Origin of the sequence: Conexibacter arvalis, from assembly GCF_014199525.1 — a bacterium.
GTDB lineage: Bacteria > Actinomycetota > Thermoleophilia > Solirubrobacterales > Solirubrobacteraceae > Conexibacter > Conexibacter arvalis.
Genome location: NZ_JACHNU010000002.1, coordinates 366,702 through 381,020, shown reverse-complemented (window position 1 = coordinate 381,020; position 14,319 = coordinate 366,702). Strand labels below are relative to the sequence as shown.

Below are 14,319 nucleotides of genomic sequence, written 5' to 3'. Positions count from 1 at the left end.
ATGAGTCCGTCCGGAGCGGAGCTGCTCCGTCAGATCAAGAGCCAGATCCACGAGGTGGATCCTGCGGCCGTGCACGAGCAGCTCGGCAACGGCGCAGTCATCGTGGACGTGCGCGAGAACGAGGAGTTCTCCGTCGCGCACATCCCCGGCGCGAGACACGTTCCCCGCGCCTACCTCGAGTCTCGCATCGAGGGCATCGTGCCCGACCGCGACGCCCACATCGTCCTCTACTGCGCCTCCGGCAACCGTTCCGCGTACGCCGCGCGCACGCTGACCGAGGACCTTGGCTACACGAACGTCGAGTCGATGACCGGCGGCATCACGCTGTGGAAGGACCGCGGCTACGACGTCGAGGTCCCGCGCACGCTGAGCGCCGAGCAGCGCGACCGCTACTCGCGCCACCTGCTGCTGCCCGAGGTCGGCCTCGAGGGCCAGCTGAAGCTGCTCGACGCGAGAGTGCTGCTGCTCGGCGCCGGCGGCCTCGGCGCCCCGACCGCGCTCTACCTCGCCGCGGCCGGCGTCGGCACGCTCGGCCTCGTCGACAACGACACGGTCGACCTGTCGAACCTCCAGCGCCAGGTGATCCACACCCAGGAGCGGGTCGGCGAGCCGAAGGTCGACTCGGCCGAGGCGACGATCGCCAACCTCAACCGCGACGTGAGAGTCGTCAAGTACCCGGTGCGGCTCGACGCCTCCAACGTGATGGAGATCGTCGAGGGCTACGACATCATCGTCGACGGCCTCGACAACTTCCCGACGCGCTACCTGATCAACGACGTCTCGGTGCGCCTGGGGATCCCGGTCGTGTCGGCGTCGATCCTCGGCTTCGACGGCCAGCTGTCGGTCTTCAAGCCCTACGACGGGCCGTGCTACCGCTGCCTCTACCCGACGCCGCCGCCGGCCGAGCTGGCGCCCTCCTGCGGCGCCAACGGCGTCCTCGGCGTTCTGCCGGGCACGATGGGCATGCTGCAGGCGACCGAGGTCGTCAAGCTGATCCTGGGCGAGGGCGAGCCGCTGGTCGGCCGTCTGCTGCTGTACGAGGCGCTCGGCGCGACCTTCACCGAGCTGAAGGTGCGGCGCGATCCCGACTGCCCGATCTGCTCGCGCGACCCCGAGTCGATCAGCGACGAGGAGATGGGCGTCTTCCCCGATTACGAGGCGTTCTGCGCCGCGGCCGGCTAGGGTCCCGAACATGGCAACCGTGAAGATCCCACCGGTCCTGCGCCCGTCCGTCGGCGGCGAGAAGCAGGTCAGCGCCGCCGGCTCCAACGTCGGCGAGGTGCTGAAGGCGCTCGCGACCGAGCATCCGCAGACGCAGTCGCAGCTGTTCTCGGCCGACGGCGAGCTCAACCGCTACGTCAACGTCTATCTCAACGACGAGGACGTGCGGGTGCTCGACGGTCTGCAGACGACCGTCGGCGAGAGCGACACGATCGTCATCCTGCCGGCGATGGCCGGGGGCCGCTGAGGCGCATCCTTCGTGGTCCGGGCGCGTTCGCGTGCCCGGATCGCGCTTGCCTCCCCACGCTACACTCCGTGAAGTAATGGCTTCCGAGCGCCTCGAGAACAAGCCCTGCGGCGGTCGCTACGGCGACGTCGTCCAGTCGATCGGCAACACGCCGCTCGTCGAGCTGAAGCGCCTCTCGCCCAAGCCGGGCGTGCGCATCTGGGCCAAGCTCGAGTCCAAGAACCCCACCGGCTCGGTCAAGGACCGCGTCGCCCGCTCGCTGATCGAGGACGCCGAGGCGAGAGGCGCGATCAAGCCGGGGCAGACGATCCTCGAGCCGACCTCCGGCAACACCGGCATCTCGCTCGCGATGATCTGCAAGCGCAAGGGCTACAGACTCAAGGTCGTGATGCCCGACAACGTCACGCCCGAGCGGACGCAGCTGCTCGAGATGTACGGCGCCGAGATCGTCTACTCCGACGGCTCGAAGGGCTCCAACGGCGCGGTCGAGCTGGCGCTTCAGATGGCCGAGTCCGACCCCTCGTACTACATGCCGTACCAGTACGGCAACGTCGCCAACCCGAACGCCCACTACAACGGCACGGCGCTGGAGATCCTCGAGGAGCTCGACGAGATCAGCGCCTTCGTCGCGGGCCTCGGCACCGGCGGCACGCTGATGGGCAACGCCCGCCGCTTCAAGGAGGCGCTCGGCGACGCCGTCAAGATCGTCGCCGCCGAGCCGATGCAGGGCGAGCCGGTCCAGGGCCTGCGCTCGCTCGACGACGGCTTCATCCCGCCGATCATCGACCTCTCGCTGCTCGACCGGAAGATCTTCGTCACCAACCGCGACGCGATCATCTGGACGCGCAAGCTGCTCGACGAGGAAGGCATCTTCGCCGGCGTCTCGTCGGGCGCGATCGCGCGCGTCGCCGTCCGCATCGCGAACGAGCTGGACGAGGGCAACGTCGTCTTCATCGTCTGCGACGACGGCTGGAAGTACCTCTCATCCGGGATCTACACCCGGCCGGTCGACGAGATCGAGAATCTCGACTCGACCGTCTGGTGGTAGCCGGCCCGACGCGACGGGGCTTCCTGCACGGCATCGGCGCCGGCGCGATCGCGGTGCCGGCGCTCGGCGCCCTCGCCGGCTGCGGCGGGGGAGACGACGCCGTGCGCGACGAGGGCGCCCGCCTCGGCGGCGTGCCGGAGACGGTGCCCGAGAGCCCCGGCGGCGACGCAGACCTGCTCAACAGCGCGCTCGCGGCGGAACATTTCGCGATCGCCGCGTACACCGCCGCGATGCCGCTGCTCGAGGGCGTCGCGCTCGACACCGCGCGGCGCTTCCTCGCGCAGGAGCGGGCCCACGCCGCGCGTCTGCGCGAGCTGGTCGCCGACCTTGGGTCGAGCGCGGCCGCGCCGGCGCCGAGCTATGACTTCGACTCGCCCGCCGACGCGGTGGAGACGCTGAGACTGCTGCTGCAGGTCGAGCGCAAGGCGATCGTCGTCTACGGCAGCGTGGTGCCGCGCATCGCCGATTCGCGGCTGCGTCAGGCGGTCGCCTCGATCGCGACGACCGAGGCCGAGCACGACGCCGTCCTGCGGCTGCGGCTCGGGCGCTGGCCGGCGCCGACGCCGTTCGTCACGGGCGGCGCATGACGGCCGGCGCGGTCAGCCGTCGCGGCCTGCTGCTGCGCCCGGCGCGGACCTTCGCGCAAGTCGACGACGACGTCCGCATCGTCGCCGGCGCGCTGCTGCTGGAGCGCGTCGCGATCGCCAGCTACGACGTCGCGGTCGCCGCGGCCCGTGCGGTCCCCGCTGGAGCGGCGGAACGGGGGCGACCCCGGCTGCCGGAGCTGCTGGCACGCGTGCGCGACCACGAGCGCGAGCACGCGGAGGTGCTCGCCTCCAAGCTCGAGCAGCTCGGCGGCAGAGCGCCGCCCGCCCCGCGCGGCGAGGCGGAGCTCGCCCGCCGGCGCGCGCAGCTGGGCCTGAGGGCGCCGCTCGGCGGGCTGCGCACGACGGCGGCGATCGCGGCCTTCGCGCTGGAGCTGGAGGACGCCCAGCTGACCACCTTTCTCGGCGCCGTCCGCGACCTCCAGAACGCTGCGCTGATCGAGCTGGCGACGCAGATCATGGGCGCAGAGGGCCAGCACGCCGTCGCGCTGCGCAGCCTCCTGAGCGATGCGCCCGGGACGCTCGTGCCCGACGCGTTCGAGCGCGGGGAGGCGGCGCTTCCGTGATCCGCGCTCGCGTCCCATCCGCAACACGGGTAGCATGAGCTGAACCATCCGCACCGCCCGTCCGCGTCGAACCCCCGGCGGCGGATGGAGTCAACGAAGGAGCAGCGACAGCATGTTCTCCCAGATCGGACCGATGGAAGTCGTCCTCGTCCTCGTCATCGCCCTGATCATCCTTGGCCCGAAGAAGCTGCCCGAGGCCGGTCGCTCGATCGGCAAGGGGATGCGCGAGTTCAAGGACTCGATCTCCGGCGTCACGAAGGACGACGAGTCCGAGCGCGAGCTGACGGCCGTCAAGGACGAGCGCGACCGCGACGTCGCGTAGCCGTTCCCCCGCTGCGAAGCGCTCCTTCCGACTACACTCGCGGGCGATGAAGATCGCCCGCGAGCTCTACGACCAGCTGGTCGCCCACGCACGTGCCGAAGCGCCGAACGAGTGCTGCGGCATGGTCGCCTCCGCCGACGGCGTCGCCGTCGCCGTCCATCCCGCCGAGAACATGGCAGCGAGCCCGCTGCGCTACGAGATCGACGGCAAGCAGCAGCTGGAGATCCTCGACGCGATCGAGGACGCCGGCCACGAGCTCGGCGCGATCTACCACTCGCACACGCGCACCGCGCCCGAGCCGTCGCAGACGGACATCAACCTCGCCTTCTATCCCGACTCGCTGTACATCATCGTCGGGCTGAAGGACCCGGAGCCGGACGTGCGCGCCTGGCGGATCGTCGACGGCCAGGTCAGCGAAGCGGAGCTGGTCGTCGAGTAGCGCGATGGCCGAGCCCTTCCCACCGCAGTGGACGGGCCGGGTCAAGCGCGACTACGCGCAGGGCGAGCTCGTGCGCGTGCTCGGCGTCAGAAACCAGATAGAGGGCGAGTTCATCCAGGGCCTGCTGCTGGAGGAGGGCGTCCCGAGCATGCTGCGGCGCAGCATGGGCTTCGACGTGCCGGACTTCCTCGCCTCCGGCCCGCGCGACGTGATGGTGCCGGCGTCCGGCGTCGACGCCGCGCGCGACGTGCTGCTGCAGGCGGAGCTGCTCCCGCCGCCGGCCGCGGGCCCGTCGCCGACCCGGACGCTCGCGACGATGCTGGCGGTGCTCGCGCTCGTCGCCGCCGTCATCTGGGCGCTCGACACGATCTTCTGAGCGCGGGCCGGGGCCGCGGCGGTCCCGCGGTCGCGTTGGCTACAGCGCCGCGAGTCGCGCGAGGTGGGAGCGCCACGCCCCCTCGGTGTGGACGATCGCGCGGCCGCCGAACGCCTCTCGCAGCGCCTTCTCCGGCCCCTCCGGGTCGAGATAGCAGGCGAGCCGCATCGCGGCCTCGGGCCCCTCCTCGCGCGCGAGCAGGTCGAGCACCGTGCCGCCGAGCAGCGCCGCGTCGCGCAGGCTCGGCGGGAAGGCCGGCCGGCCGCCCTCGCGCAGACGGCGGGCGATCGCGGGGCGGGCGTGCTCGACCTGGCCGGCGAAGAAGCGGGCGGCGCCCTCGACCAGCCATGCCCAGCGCAGGCGGTGGAGCACCGCCGGCGGCGTCGACGGCGGCGGCAGCCGGCGGTTGTTGGCGCCGACGACCAGCCGCGCGTAGAGCACGTCGGGCGCCCGTTCGAGCATCGCGCGCGAGCCGTCGACCTTCGAGGCCCGGCGGCGCAGCGCGGCCGGCGCCAGCACGTGGATCGTGTTCGCGGTCGCGGAGCCGACGACGTAGCGGCGGGCGGCCGGCGCGGTCAGCAGCCGCTCGAGCGGGACGAGCGGATGGGCGAGGTCGAGCAGCGCCGGCGATCGGTGGAAGACGACGGTGACGTCGGCGACCGTTCTGGGGAACAGCACGTCGAGCCGCACGCGGGTCTGCTCGAGCGAGTCGAGCACGCGTGCCGCCGCGTCGGCGTCCGCCGTCTCGTGGCGGGCGCGGAACGACGCCGAGATCGTCTCGTCCCAAGCCATTCGCCGGCCATCATCGCGCAGCCGGGCCTCGCGCTGCGCTGTCCCTCGTCGGAGCGGTCGACGGCCCGGTCAGATCCGGCCGGCGGCGGCGTCGCGCTCGTAGTCGAGCTCGGTGCGGATGCCGGCGGCGGCGAGGATCTCCTGCGCCGCCTCGAGCGAGTCGGCGTCGAGCACCGCCGCGGTGCAGCGGGAGGCCGAGGCGATCGCCGCGGCCGGGTCGAAGTAGAAGGTCATCGCGCCGGTCGGCGTGCGCTGCACGGTGCGCCGGCCGCCGCGGATCGGCAGCGGTCCCCAGGCGCCGCGCGCGCAGGCGACGGCCTGCGCGCTCGCCTCGGTCGGAACGACCTCGATCGCGCGCTCCAGGCGCGCGACGGAGGGCGGCGTGAGGCCCCAGACGCCGAGCAGGCCGTCGGCGGCGGAGACCTCGGCGACCCGCTCGAGCACCTCGTCGGGGGTCAGCTCCGCGTCGCAGCCGGCGCCGAACAGCGCGCCGACCGTCTCGACCCCCTGCGCGGCCAGCCGCGGCGCGGCGGCGAGCATGACGGCGTCGCAGAGCGGGCTGGAGAGGCCCGGCTCGTCGCCGTGGGCGAGCACGTCGCCGCCGACGTCGACGAGCACGACGAGGTCGCAGTCGAAGCGGCGGGCGGCGGCGGCGAGGCCGTCGGCGATCGCGGCCGGTCCGGGGTTGGGATCGACGAGCACGACCTGCGAGCCGAGCAGTCCGGCCATGTGCGACTCGGCGAAGCGGAAGCCGCCGGGGCCGACCGTCTCGGGGCCGGCGAGCGCGACGGCGGGGTGGAGCGGCTCGGCTCCGATCAGCTCGTCGACGCGACGGGCGCCGGGCAGCGGGTCGATCGGACGCCGCTCCCAGGTGACGCCGCCGATGACGGCGTCGCCGCCGAGCGCACGGCAGCACTCGGCGACGGCGAAGGCGCCGACGACGTCGCCGCCGCCGCCGATGCCGATCGCGAGGGCGCGCCTGTGGCCGAGGATCTTGTCGATGCCGGCGACCGGCGCGCCACCGCGAAAGGTCACGTTCGCGCTAGACGAGCGCCGGGACGCGGCCGGAGACGATCGAGCGGATCTCCTCGGAGGCGCGCTCGAACTCGTCGTCGGAGAGGACCGGGGTGCCCTCGAACGGGAGATCGCGGGTGATCTCCAGCCAGGAGCGACATCCGCCGTAGTCGTCACGGACCTTCACGGTCACCGGACGCGGGATGCGGTACGTGCGCAGCAGCACGACGTGGAGCGGATGACGACGCTTCCAGTCGAGGCGCTTCTCGGCGTAGTCGGGCGTCCAGACGTAGAACGGCGAGAGCGCGTCGACGGCGCGGCGGTCGGTGATCGTCCAGTGATCGGCGACCTCGGCCCAGGCACGAATCCTCACCCGATCGGGCTGCGGGATCTCGCCGTCGCGCGTCAGCGCGTGGGGCGGCAGCTCGCCGTCGGGCCAGACGCCCTCCTCCAGCGCGCGAGCCATCTCGGGCTGATGCGACTCGCGCACGAGATCACGGCGCTGGTGGTCGAAGGTGGGGTACAGGAAGAACCGCTCGTGCTCGAGTCTGAAGTGCTTGTCGGCTTCGCGGATGCCGCCCTTGCGCAGCGTGAGCAATTGCTCGCCTTCGGCGAGCGCGCGCACAGTCACGGCCCATTCTTTGAAAGCAATCGGCATAGTTCCGGGGGAGGGGAGAGGATGCGTATATGCCCGTTTACGCGAAGATGCAACATTTTCGCGGCGGGATGTCCATTGTACGCAAGACCCTGGGAATTCCAAAATTCCCCTGGAAACCCGCGTCTTTTCACGACCCTTTCACCGGTCGCGGACGGCGTTTTGTCTGACAGTTATCGCTGTGGAAAACTGACGCCGTGGCCACCGCCGCCGGGCGTCTCGATGCGCAGCCGCGCACCCGGCGCCAGCGTCCCGCGGGCCTTCGGCCCGACCGGCTCGCCGTCCAGCAGATTGCGGCCCGTCGCCCCCGGCTGGCCGCCGTCTGAGCCCGGCGGGGCGTGGCGGCGCCGCTCGCTGATCAGCGACCACGTCATCGGCGCCAGCGCCTCCAGCTCCCGCACGATGCCGTCGCCGCCGCGGTGACGCCCGTCGCCGCCCGAGCCGCGCCGCAGCCCGTACTCGACGACGCGCAGCGGGAACTCCAGCTCGAGCGCCTCGACCGGCGTGTTGAGCGTGTTCGACATCGCGACGTGGACGGCGCTCGGGCCGTCCGCGTCCGGGCAGGCGCCTTGGCCGCCGCCGAGCGTCTCGTAGTACGTGAAGTCGTCGCTGCCGAGCGTCAGGTTGTTCATCGTTCCCTGGCCGAGCGCGCGCCCGAACGCGGCGAGCACGAGATCGGCGACGCGCGAGGAGGTCTCGACGTTGCCGGCGACGACGGCCGCCGGCGGCCGCGCGTTGAGCAGCGACCCCTCCGGCGCGACGACGTCGATCGGCCGGTAGGCGCCGGCGCTCGGCGGGATGTCGGGGTCGGTCAGGACCCGCACCGCGAAGTAGCACGCCGAGCGGGTGACGGCGAGCGGGCAGTTGAGGTTGCCGTCGTGCTGGGATGCGCTGCCGCTGAAGTCGAGCACCAGCCGGTCGCCGTCGATCGTCGCCCGCAGCGCCAGCTCGACGTCGCCGTCGGCCGCCTCCAGCACGTCGCGCGCCTCCAGCACCCCGTCGGGGAGGGCTGCGATGCAGGCGCGCGTGCGCCGCTCGGCGTAGTCGAGCACCTCGGCGGTCGCGGCGCACAGCGTCTCGACGCCGATCCGCCGCGCCAGCTCCGCGAGCCGACGGGCGCCGGCGCGGTTGGCGGCGAGCTGCGCGCGCAGGTCGGCCCGTCGCTGCGCCGGCTGGCGCATCTGCGCGGTCAGCCGCTCGACCGCCTCCTCGTCGAGCGGCTGGGGCCCGATCACGACGCCCTCGTCGGCGAGCGTGCGGCTGTCGGCCGGCATCGAGCCGGGCGTCGGGCCGCCGACGTCCGCGTGGTGGGCGCGGTTGGCGGCGAACCCGAGCAGCGCTCCCGGATCGCCCGGATCTTCGCGCTCGAAGACCGGCGTGACGACGGTGATGTCGGGCAGGTGCGTGCCGCCGCGATACGGATCGTTGAGGATCCAGGCGCGCCCGGGGCTGTGGCGCTCGCCAGCGACCGCCGCGACCGCCGCCGGCATCGCGCCGAGGTGGACCGGGATGTGCTCGGCCTGCATCACCATCTCGCCGGCCGGGTCGAACAGCGCCGTCGACGCGTCGCGGCGCTCCTTGATGTTGGCCGAGTGGGCCGAGCGGATAAGCACCGCGCCCATCTCCTCGCAGCTGGCGCGCAGCGCGCCGACCACGACCTGCAGCTCGACCGGGTCGAGGCGCTTCGCGCTCATCGCCGGCGCTCCTCGCGCCGCGCTCCAAGCGCGCGATCCGCCCCGGTGCCGCGGTCGCCGCGGCGCAGCTCGATCGCGCCGCTCGCGCCGACGCTGCCGGCCCAGCCCGGCGGCACCAGCAGCGTCGACTCGGACAGCTCGCAGACGGCCGGCCCGGCGATCTCGGCGCCGGGCGGCAACGCGCCGCGCCAGACGGCGAGCTCGACCGGCGCGCCGCCGAGCCGCGCCGGCCGCCGCAGCGGCGCCGGCAGCTCGCCGGCCGGCGCCGGCAGCTCGGCGAGCGCCTCGCTCTCCCGCACCGCGCGTACGCGGACGGTCACGAGCTCGACCTCCTCGTCGGGCGCGCGGTGGCCGTAGCGCTCCTCGTGCGCCGCCTCGAAGGCGCCGCGCAGCTGCGCTGGCGTCGCGTCGGCCGCCGCCTCGACGGCCAGCTCGAACGCCTGGCCGCGATAGCGCAGCTCGAAGGTCGCCGCGATCGGCGCCTCCGGTGCGCCGAGCGCCGCGCGCGCCTCGGCGGCGAGCGCGGCGACGTCGTCGGCGACGGCGCCGGCCGTGAAGGCGTCGCCGCTGCGCAGGACGCTGCGCTGGGCGTCGCGGCGGCGCGGCGAGACGACGAGGCCGAAGGCGGCGAGCACGCCCGAGGCGCGCGGCGCGATCACCCGTTCGATCCCGAGCTCGTCGGCGATCGCGCAGGCGTGCAGCGGGCCGGCCCCGCCGAAGGCGACGAGCGCGTGGTCGCGCGGGTCGATCCCGCGCTCGACGGTCACGACCCGCAGCGCCCGTGTCATCTCCGCGTTCGCGACGCGGACGATCCCCTCGGCGCAGGCGAGCGGCTCCATGCCGAGCTGCTCCGCCAGGCGGCCGATCGCCCGCTCGGCCGCCTCGCGGTCGAGCGCGACCTCGCCCGACAGCGGCGCGTCGGGTGGCAGGTAGCCGAGCAGCAGGTTCGCGTCGGTGACCGTCGGCTCGGTGCCGCCGCGCCGGTAGCAGGCCGGCCCGGGGACGGCGCCGGCCGACTGCGGCCCGACGCGCAGCGCTCCGCCGGCGTCGCGCCAGGCGATCGAGCCGCCGCCGGCGCCGACGGTGTGGACGTCGAGCGTCGGCAGGGCGATCGGCCGTCCGGCGATCTCCCCGCTGCCCGACTCGGCGACGACGCCGTCGTGGACGACGCAGACGTCGCACGAGGTGCCGCCCATGTCGAAGCAGAGCGCCCGCTCGACGCCGGTCGCGGCGGCGGCGAACGCGGCGCCCTCGGCTCCGCCCGCCGGACCCGAGAGCACCGTCCACGACGCGTGGCCGGCGGCGGCGCCGAGGTCGATCAGCCCGCCGTTGGACTGCATGATCGCCGGCTCCGGCAGCCCGGCCGCGCGCGCCCGCTCGGCGAGCCGCCGCAGGTAGCGTCCGACGAGCGGGGAGAGGGCGGCGTCGATCTCGGTCGTGGCGGCGCGCTCGTACTCGCGGAAGGTGCCGACGACCTCGTGGGAGAGCGAGACGTGGAGGCCGGGCAGCGCCGCTGCGAGCGCGTCGCGCAGCAGCAGCTCGTGCTGGGGATGGCGGTAGGCGTGCAGCAGCACGACCGCGACCGCCTCCGGCTCGGCCGCGGCGACGCGCGCGGCGATCTCTGCCGCCGCATCCTCCGTGAGCGGCCGCAGCGGCCCGTCCGGCGTCATTCGCTCCGGGACGCCGAAGCGCAGCTCGTCGGGCACGAGCGGGGCCGGATGGGAGGCGCACAGCCGGTACAGGTCGGCGCGCGCCTGCCGGCCGAGCGCGACGACGTCGGCGAAGCCCTCGGTCGCGAGCAGCGCGGTGCGGGCCGATCTCCCCTCCAGCAGGGCGTTGGTCGCGACCGTCATGCCGTGGGCGAAGGCCGTCACGTCGGCCGCGACGCGCCCGGCGCGGGCGAGCACGGCCTCGACGGCCGCCATCACCCCAAGCGACTGGTCCTCCGGCGTCGTCGGTGACTTGGCCGTGACCAGGATGCCGTCCCCGCAGAGGACGGCATCCGTGAAGGTGCCTCCGACGTCGACTCCGAGCAGCATCGAGCCGCGCAAGTTATCCCGCGCGGCTCGACGGCGTCGGACGGTCGAGCGGCAGGGCGCTCAGGCTGCGGCGAGCGCCGCCTCGCGTGCCTGCGTCTCCTCGGTCTCGGCGAGGTGCTGGTGCGAGGGGCAGTAGCCGTTGTGCGGCAGCGGCATCCGCTGGCAGGGCGTGCCCTTGCGCGTCGTCGCGCGGCACTGGAGCGGGTTGCCGGCGAGGTCGTACCCGGTCATCGGCTGACGCGACAGGAACTCGTCCGCGCACGCGATGTAGCGGTCGATCACCTGGAATACGCGCGCCTGCGACGACATCGGGAAGTACGGCCGGATGTCGTTGAACAGCGAGCGGGCAGGACGTGCGAAGTAGTGGCGGTCGGTGGCGAGGCGCTCGATCGCGGACTCGCACGCCTTCAACACGCGCTCGTGGTTGCTGATGGTGCCCGCGGTCGTCGGGCCCTCGACGATCTCGTTCGCGAGTTCGCGATAGATCGCCCGGCTGAAGCGATACATGACGGCAGCTCTCTCCTTCTCAGATCCCCGTGCCGCACTCGGTGTGGCGAGCGCCAGCATCCCACCGTCTTGTGAAGCTCAGGCCACGAGACTATTAACCGCGTGTTAAGTCGAAACGTTTGCGTTCGCTTGACGCGGTGTCAGAAAAGCAGGACTGAACGCCGTCGTTCGTCTGCTGTTGTGACGGGAGATGTCAGCGCCAGGACACGAGCGACGGCGGAGCGCCGTTCGTCACGACGGTGTGGTGTCCGTCGAGTGCGGGATCGACCGTCGGGAAGTCGCGGCGCTGGTGCGCGCCGCGGCTCTCCTCGCGCGCGAGCGCGCTCGCGGCGAGCAGCCGCACGAGCTCGTGGTCATCGTCGAGCAGCCGTCGCAGGCCGTCGGCGTCGCGCTCGATCCCCGCGTCGCGCCACAGCGCCTCGCGGCTGGCGGCGGTCAGCCGCGGCGGCGGGCCCGACGGGGGCGGCTCCGGGCTGCCGGCGCGGGGCGGCTCGTCCAGCGCGGCGAGCGCGGCGCGGCGGCCGAAGACGAAGCACTCGGTCAGCGAGTTGGAGGCCAGCCGATTGGCGCCGTGGAGACCGGTGCAGGCGCACTCGCCGACGGCGTAGAGGCCCGGGACCGTCGAGCGCCCCGCGAGGTCGGTCGCGATCCCGCCCATCATGTAGTGCGCCGCGGGGGCGACCGGGACCAGCTCCCTGACCGGGTCGAGGCCCGCTCTGCGCAGCACCTCGACGACGTTGGGGAAGAGGTCGGGGTCGATCGCGCGCATGTCGAGGGCGACCGACGAGGCGCCGGTCGCGAGCATCTTGCGGGCGACGGCGCGGGCGACCTCGTCGCGCGGGGACAGCTCGTCGACGAACCGCTCGCCGTGCTCGTCGAGCAGCAGCGCGCCCTCGCCGCGGACGGCCTCGGTCACGAGGAAGGAGTCGGCGCCGTCGACGCCCGCGACGGCGGTCGGGTGGAACTGGACCATCTCGAGGTCGGCGAGCGCGGCTCCGGCCCGCGCCGCCAGCACCATCCCGCCGCCGGTCGCGCCGACCGGGTTGGTCGTGCGGGCCCACAGCGCCGCCGCGCCGCCGGTCGCGAGCACGACGGCGCGCGCCAGCACGACTCTGCCGTCGTGGATGCGGACGCCCGCGGCGCGGCCCTCGTCGACGACGATCGCGGTCGCGCGGCAGTCCTCCAGGATCGCGATCCGCTCGTCGGTCGCCGCGACCGCCGACAGCTGGCGCGAGACGCGCCGGCCGGTCGCGGCGCCGCCGGCGTGCGCGATCCGGCGGATCGAATGGCCGCCCTCGAGCCCGAGCGCGAGCCGTCCGCGGCGGTCGGCGTCGAAGTGGACTCCGAGCCGCTCGAGGTCGCGCACGATCTCCGGCGCCTCGCGCGTCAGCGCCTCCGCGGCGCTGCGGCGCACGGTGCCGCGGCCGGTCACGAGCGTGTCCTCGAGGTGCCGCTCGGGGCTGTCGTCGACCGCGAGCGCCGCGGCGAGCCCGCCCTGGGCCCAGTAGCTGGAGGACTCGGCCAGCGGGGTCGCGGAGATCAACGCGACGCGCGCGCCGGCCTCGGCCGCGGTGAGGGCTGTGTAGAGGCCGGCTCCTCCGGCGCCGACGACGGCGAGATCGGCCTCGATCGTGACGGGACGTTCCATACGAGGGGGCCAGTACGGTACTCGCATGGCGCCCGCGATCTACCTGTCGCATCCATCGTCGCTCCTGCACGACACCGGGTCGCACCCCGAACGGGCCGAGCGGATCGTCGCGATCGAGCGCGAGCTGGAGCGCCACGACTGGTTCGCGATGGAGCGCGTCGAGGCGCCGCGCGTGGCGTCCGAGACGCTCGCGGCGGTCCACCCGGTCCGCTACATCCGCGCGATCGACGAGCTGTGCGCCGCCGGCGGCGGCGCGATCGACGCCGACACGATCGTCGTCGAGGCCTCCTACGAGGCGGCGCTGCACGCCGCCGGGGGCGCCGTCGAGCTGGTCGACCGGCTGATGTCCGGCGCGGCGTCGACCGGCTTCAGCGCGCTGCGGCCGCCCGGCCACCACGCCGAGGCGGCCCGCGCGATGGGCTTCTGCCTCTTCTCGAACGTCGCCGTCGCGGCGCGCCACGCACTCGACGCGCACGGGGCCGGCCGGGTGCTCGTGCTCGACTGGGACGTCCACCACGGCAACGGCACCAACGACATCTTCCACGCGACCGACGAGGTCCTGTTCGTGTCGATCCACCAGCTGCCGCTCTATCCCGGCACCGGCCCCGCCGGCGACGTCGGCAGCGGCAGGGGAACCGGCTACACCGTCAACATCCCGGTCTCCGCCGGCGCCGGCGACGCGCTCTACCTGTCGCTGCTGGAGCACGTCGTCGTGCCGCTCGCGCGGGCGTACGAGCCGCGGCTGATCCTGCTGTCGGCCGGCTTCGACGCCCATCGCGACGACCCGCTCGCCGGCGTCGAGCTGACCGAGGCAGGCTTCGCGGCGATGGCGGCGACGATGCGCCGCCTCGCGGCCGAGCTGGACGTCCCGCTCGGCGGCGTGCTCGAGGGCGGCTACGACCTGCGCGCGCTCGCCGCCTCGACCGCGGCGACGCTCGAGGCGCTGACGGCGCCCGCGCCGCGCACGCCGGCTGACGTCCCGGTCACGCCTGCGGCGCTGGCGGCTGCGGAGCGGCTCGCCGCTCGCTGGCCGGCGCTCGCGGCCGTGCGCGGGTGAGGACCCGAACGGCCGCGGCGCGGCGGGACCACGGCCGGCGCTCGACCGGCGTGACGCTCCGGATGCACCGGCGGGCTCGCGCCATGACG

The 14,319-nt window shown here is 73.8% G+C and carries 16 protein-coding genes; 9 read left to right on the top strand and 7 right to left on the bottom strand.

The features are described from left to right. From moeB to BDZ31_RS10345, 8 genes are all read left to right on the top strand, one after another. The gene (gene moeB, locus BDZ31_RS10380; protein WP_183341736.1) at positions 1-1,182 is read left to right on the top strand and encodes a molybdopterin-synthase adenylyltransferase MoeB; all 1,182 of its coding nucleotides are present in this window, start codon (positions 1-3) and stop codon (positions 1,180-1,182) included. A gap of 10 nt (positions 1,183-1,192) precedes the next feature. Beyond that, positions 1,193-1,468 carry a ubiquitin-like small modifier protein 1 gene (locus BDZ31_RS10375; protein ID WP_183341735.1) on the top strand — a complete coding sequence of 92 codons (276 nt, stop codon included), beginning with the start codon at positions 1,193-1,195 and terminating at the stop codon, positions 1,466-1,468. Positions 1,469-1,544: 76 nt separating this feature from the next. Further along, positions 1,545-2,516 (top strand): PLP-dependent cysteine synthase family protein, encoded by a 972-nt coding sequence (locus tag BDZ31_RS10370; protein WP_183341734.1) that lies wholly within the window; start codon positions 1,545-1,547, stop codon positions 2,514-2,516. Next, a complete protein-coding gene (locus BDZ31_RS10365; protein ID WP_183341733.1) occupies positions 2,510-3,103 on the top strand; it encodes a DUF4439 domain-containing protein in 594 nt (197 codons plus the stop codon). The genes BDZ31_RS10370 and BDZ31_RS10365 overlap by 7 nt, the downstream gene beginning before the upstream one ends. Beyond that, on the top strand, positions 3,100-3,687 hold the full coding sequence (locus tag BDZ31_RS10360; protein WP_183341732.1) for a ferritin-like domain-containing protein: 588 nt from the start codon (positions 3,100-3,102) through the stop codon (positions 3,685-3,687). The genes BDZ31_RS10365 and BDZ31_RS10360 overlap by 4 nt, the downstream gene beginning before the upstream one ends. 112 nt (positions 3,688-3,799) lie before the next feature. After that, positions 3,800-4,009, top strand: a complete 210-nt coding sequence (locus tag BDZ31_RS10355) for a twin-arginine translocase TatA/TatE family subunit (protein WP_183341731.1) — start codon at positions 3,800-3,802, stop codon at positions 4,007-4,009. 46 nt (positions 4,010-4,055) lie between these two features. Continuing rightward, on the top strand, positions 4,056-4,448 hold the full coding sequence (locus BDZ31_RS10350; protein WP_183341730.1) for a M67 family metallopeptidase: 393 nt from the start codon (positions 4,056-4,058) through the stop codon (positions 4,446-4,448). Positions 4,449-4,452: 4 nt separating this feature from the next. Continuing rightward, positions 4,453-4,824 carry a putative signal transducing protein gene (locus BDZ31_RS10345; RefSeq protein ID WP_183341729.1) on the top strand — a complete coding sequence of 124 codons (372 nt, stop codon included), beginning with the start codon at positions 4,453-4,455 and terminating at the stop codon, positions 4,822-4,824. A 39-nt stretch (positions 4,825-4,863) separates the two neighbouring features. On the opposite strand, the gene BDZ31_RS10340 is transcribed toward BDZ31_RS10345, so the two are convergent. The 7 genes from BDZ31_RS10340 to BDZ31_RS10310 form a co-directional block, all read right to left on the bottom strand. After that, complete coding sequence (locus tag BDZ31_RS10340) at positions 4,864-5,616, bottom strand: hypothetical protein (RefSeq protein ID WP_183341728.1); 753 nt, start codon at positions 5,614-5,616, stop codon at positions 4,864-4,866. Between the two features lie 69 nt (positions 5,617-5,685). Beyond that, positions 5,686-6,651 (bottom strand): DUF1152 domain-containing protein, encoded by a 966-nt coding sequence (locus BDZ31_RS10335; RefSeq protein WP_183341727.1) that lies wholly within the window; start codon positions 6,649-6,651, stop codon positions 5,686-5,688. A 7-nt stretch (positions 6,652-6,658) separates the two neighbouring features. Then, on the bottom strand, positions 6,659-7,288 hold the full coding sequence (locus BDZ31_RS10330) for a DUF1802 family protein (RefSeq protein ID WP_183341726.1): 630 nt from the start codon (positions 7,286-7,288) through the stop codon (positions 6,659-6,661). 170 nt (positions 7,289-7,458) lie between these two features. Beyond that, positions 7,459-8,979, bottom strand: a complete 1,521-nt coding sequence (locus BDZ31_RS10325) for a hydantoinase B/oxoprolinase family protein (protein ID WP_183341724.1) — start codon at positions 8,977-8,979, stop codon at positions 7,459-7,461. Next, positions 8,976-11,018, bottom strand: a complete 2,043-nt coding sequence (locus BDZ31_RS10320) for a hydantoinase/oxoprolinase family protein (RefSeq protein WP_183341722.1) — start codon at positions 11,016-11,018, stop codon at positions 8,976-8,978. The genes BDZ31_RS10325 and BDZ31_RS10320 overlap by 4 nt, the downstream gene beginning before the upstream one ends. 60 nt (positions 11,019-11,078) lie before the next feature. Next, a complete protein-coding gene (locus BDZ31_RS10315; protein ID WP_246344888.1) occupies positions 11,079-11,585 on the bottom strand; it encodes a DUF5763 domain-containing protein in 507 nt (168 codons plus the stop codon). Between the two features lie 133 nt (positions 11,586-11,718). After that, positions 11,719-13,173, bottom strand: a complete 1,455-nt coding sequence (locus BDZ31_RS10310; RefSeq protein WP_183341720.1) for an L-aspartate oxidase — start codon at positions 13,171-13,173, stop codon at positions 11,719-11,721. A gap of 25 nt (positions 13,174-13,198) precedes the next feature. Here BDZ31_RS10310 and BDZ31_RS10305 point away from each other — a divergent pair, with 25 nt between their 5' ends. After that, positions 13,199-14,230: a histone deacetylase family protein gene (locus BDZ31_RS10305; RefSeq protein WP_183341718.1), complete on the top strand. Its 1,032-nt coding sequence runs from the start codon at positions 13,199-13,201 to the stop codon at positions 14,228-14,230. Positions 14,231-14,319 lie beyond the last annotated feature (89 nt).

What these genes read in the sequence shown, in the direction of transcription:
- moeB (WP_183341736.1), top strand. Translation starts at nt 1, where the DNA reads ATGAGTCCGTCCGGAGCGGAGCTGCTCCGTCAGATCAAGAGCCAGATC.
- BDZ31_RS10345 (WP_183341729.1), top strand. Translation starts at nt 4,453, where the DNA reads ATGGCCGAGCCCTTCCCACCGCAGTGGACGGGCCGGGTCAAGCGCGAC.
- BDZ31_RS10340 (WP_183341728.1), bottom strand. Translation starts at nt 5,616, where the DNA reads ATGGCTTGGGACGAGACGATCTCGGCGTCGTTCCGCGCCCGCCACGAG.
- BDZ31_RS10305 (WP_183341718.1), top strand. Translation starts at nt 13,199, where the DNA reads ATGGCGCCCGCGATCTACCTGTCGCATCCATCGTCGCTCCTGCACGAC.
- BDZ31_RS10325 (WP_183341724.1), bottom strand. Translation starts at nt 8,979, where the DNA reads ATGAGCGCGAAGCGCCTCGACCCGGTCGAGCTGCAGGTCGTGGTCGGC.
- BDZ31_RS10375 (WP_183341735.1), top strand. Translation starts at nt 1,193, where the DNA reads ATGGCAACCGTGAAGATCCCACCGGTCCTGCGCCCGTCCGTCGGCGGC.
- BDZ31_RS10310 (WP_183341720.1), bottom strand. Translation starts at nt 13,173, where the DNA reads ATGGAACGTCCCGTCACGATCGAGGCCGATCTCGCCGTCGTCGGCGCC.
- BDZ31_RS10370 (WP_183341734.1), top strand. Translation starts at nt 1,545, where the DNA reads ATGGCTTCCGAGCGCCTCGAGAACAAGCCCTGCGGCGGTCGCTACGGC.
- BDZ31_RS10360 (WP_183341732.1), top strand. Translation starts at nt 3,100, where the DNA reads ATGACGGCCGGCGCGGTCAGCCGTCGCGGCCTGCTGCTGCGCCCGGCG.
- BDZ31_RS10315 (WP_246344888.1), bottom strand. Translation starts at nt 11,585, where the DNA reads ATGCTGGCGCTCGCCACACCGAGTGCGGCACGGGGATCTGAGAAGGAG.
- BDZ31_RS10355 (WP_183341731.1), top strand. Translation starts at nt 3,800, where the DNA reads ATGTTCTCCCAGATCGGACCGATGGAAGTCGTCCTCGTCCTCGTCATC.
- BDZ31_RS10320 (WP_183341722.1), bottom strand. Translation starts at nt 11,018, where the DNA reads ATGCTGCTCGGAGTCGACGTCGGAGGCACCTTCACGGATGCCGTCCTC.
- BDZ31_RS10350 (WP_183341730.1), top strand. Translation starts at nt 4,056, where the DNA reads ATGAAGATCGCCCGCGAGCTCTACGACCAGCTGGTCGCCCACGCACGT.
- BDZ31_RS10330 (WP_183341726.1), bottom strand. Translation starts at nt 7,288, where the DNA reads ATGCCGATTGCTTTCAAAGAATGGGCCGTGACTGTGCGCGCGCTCGCC.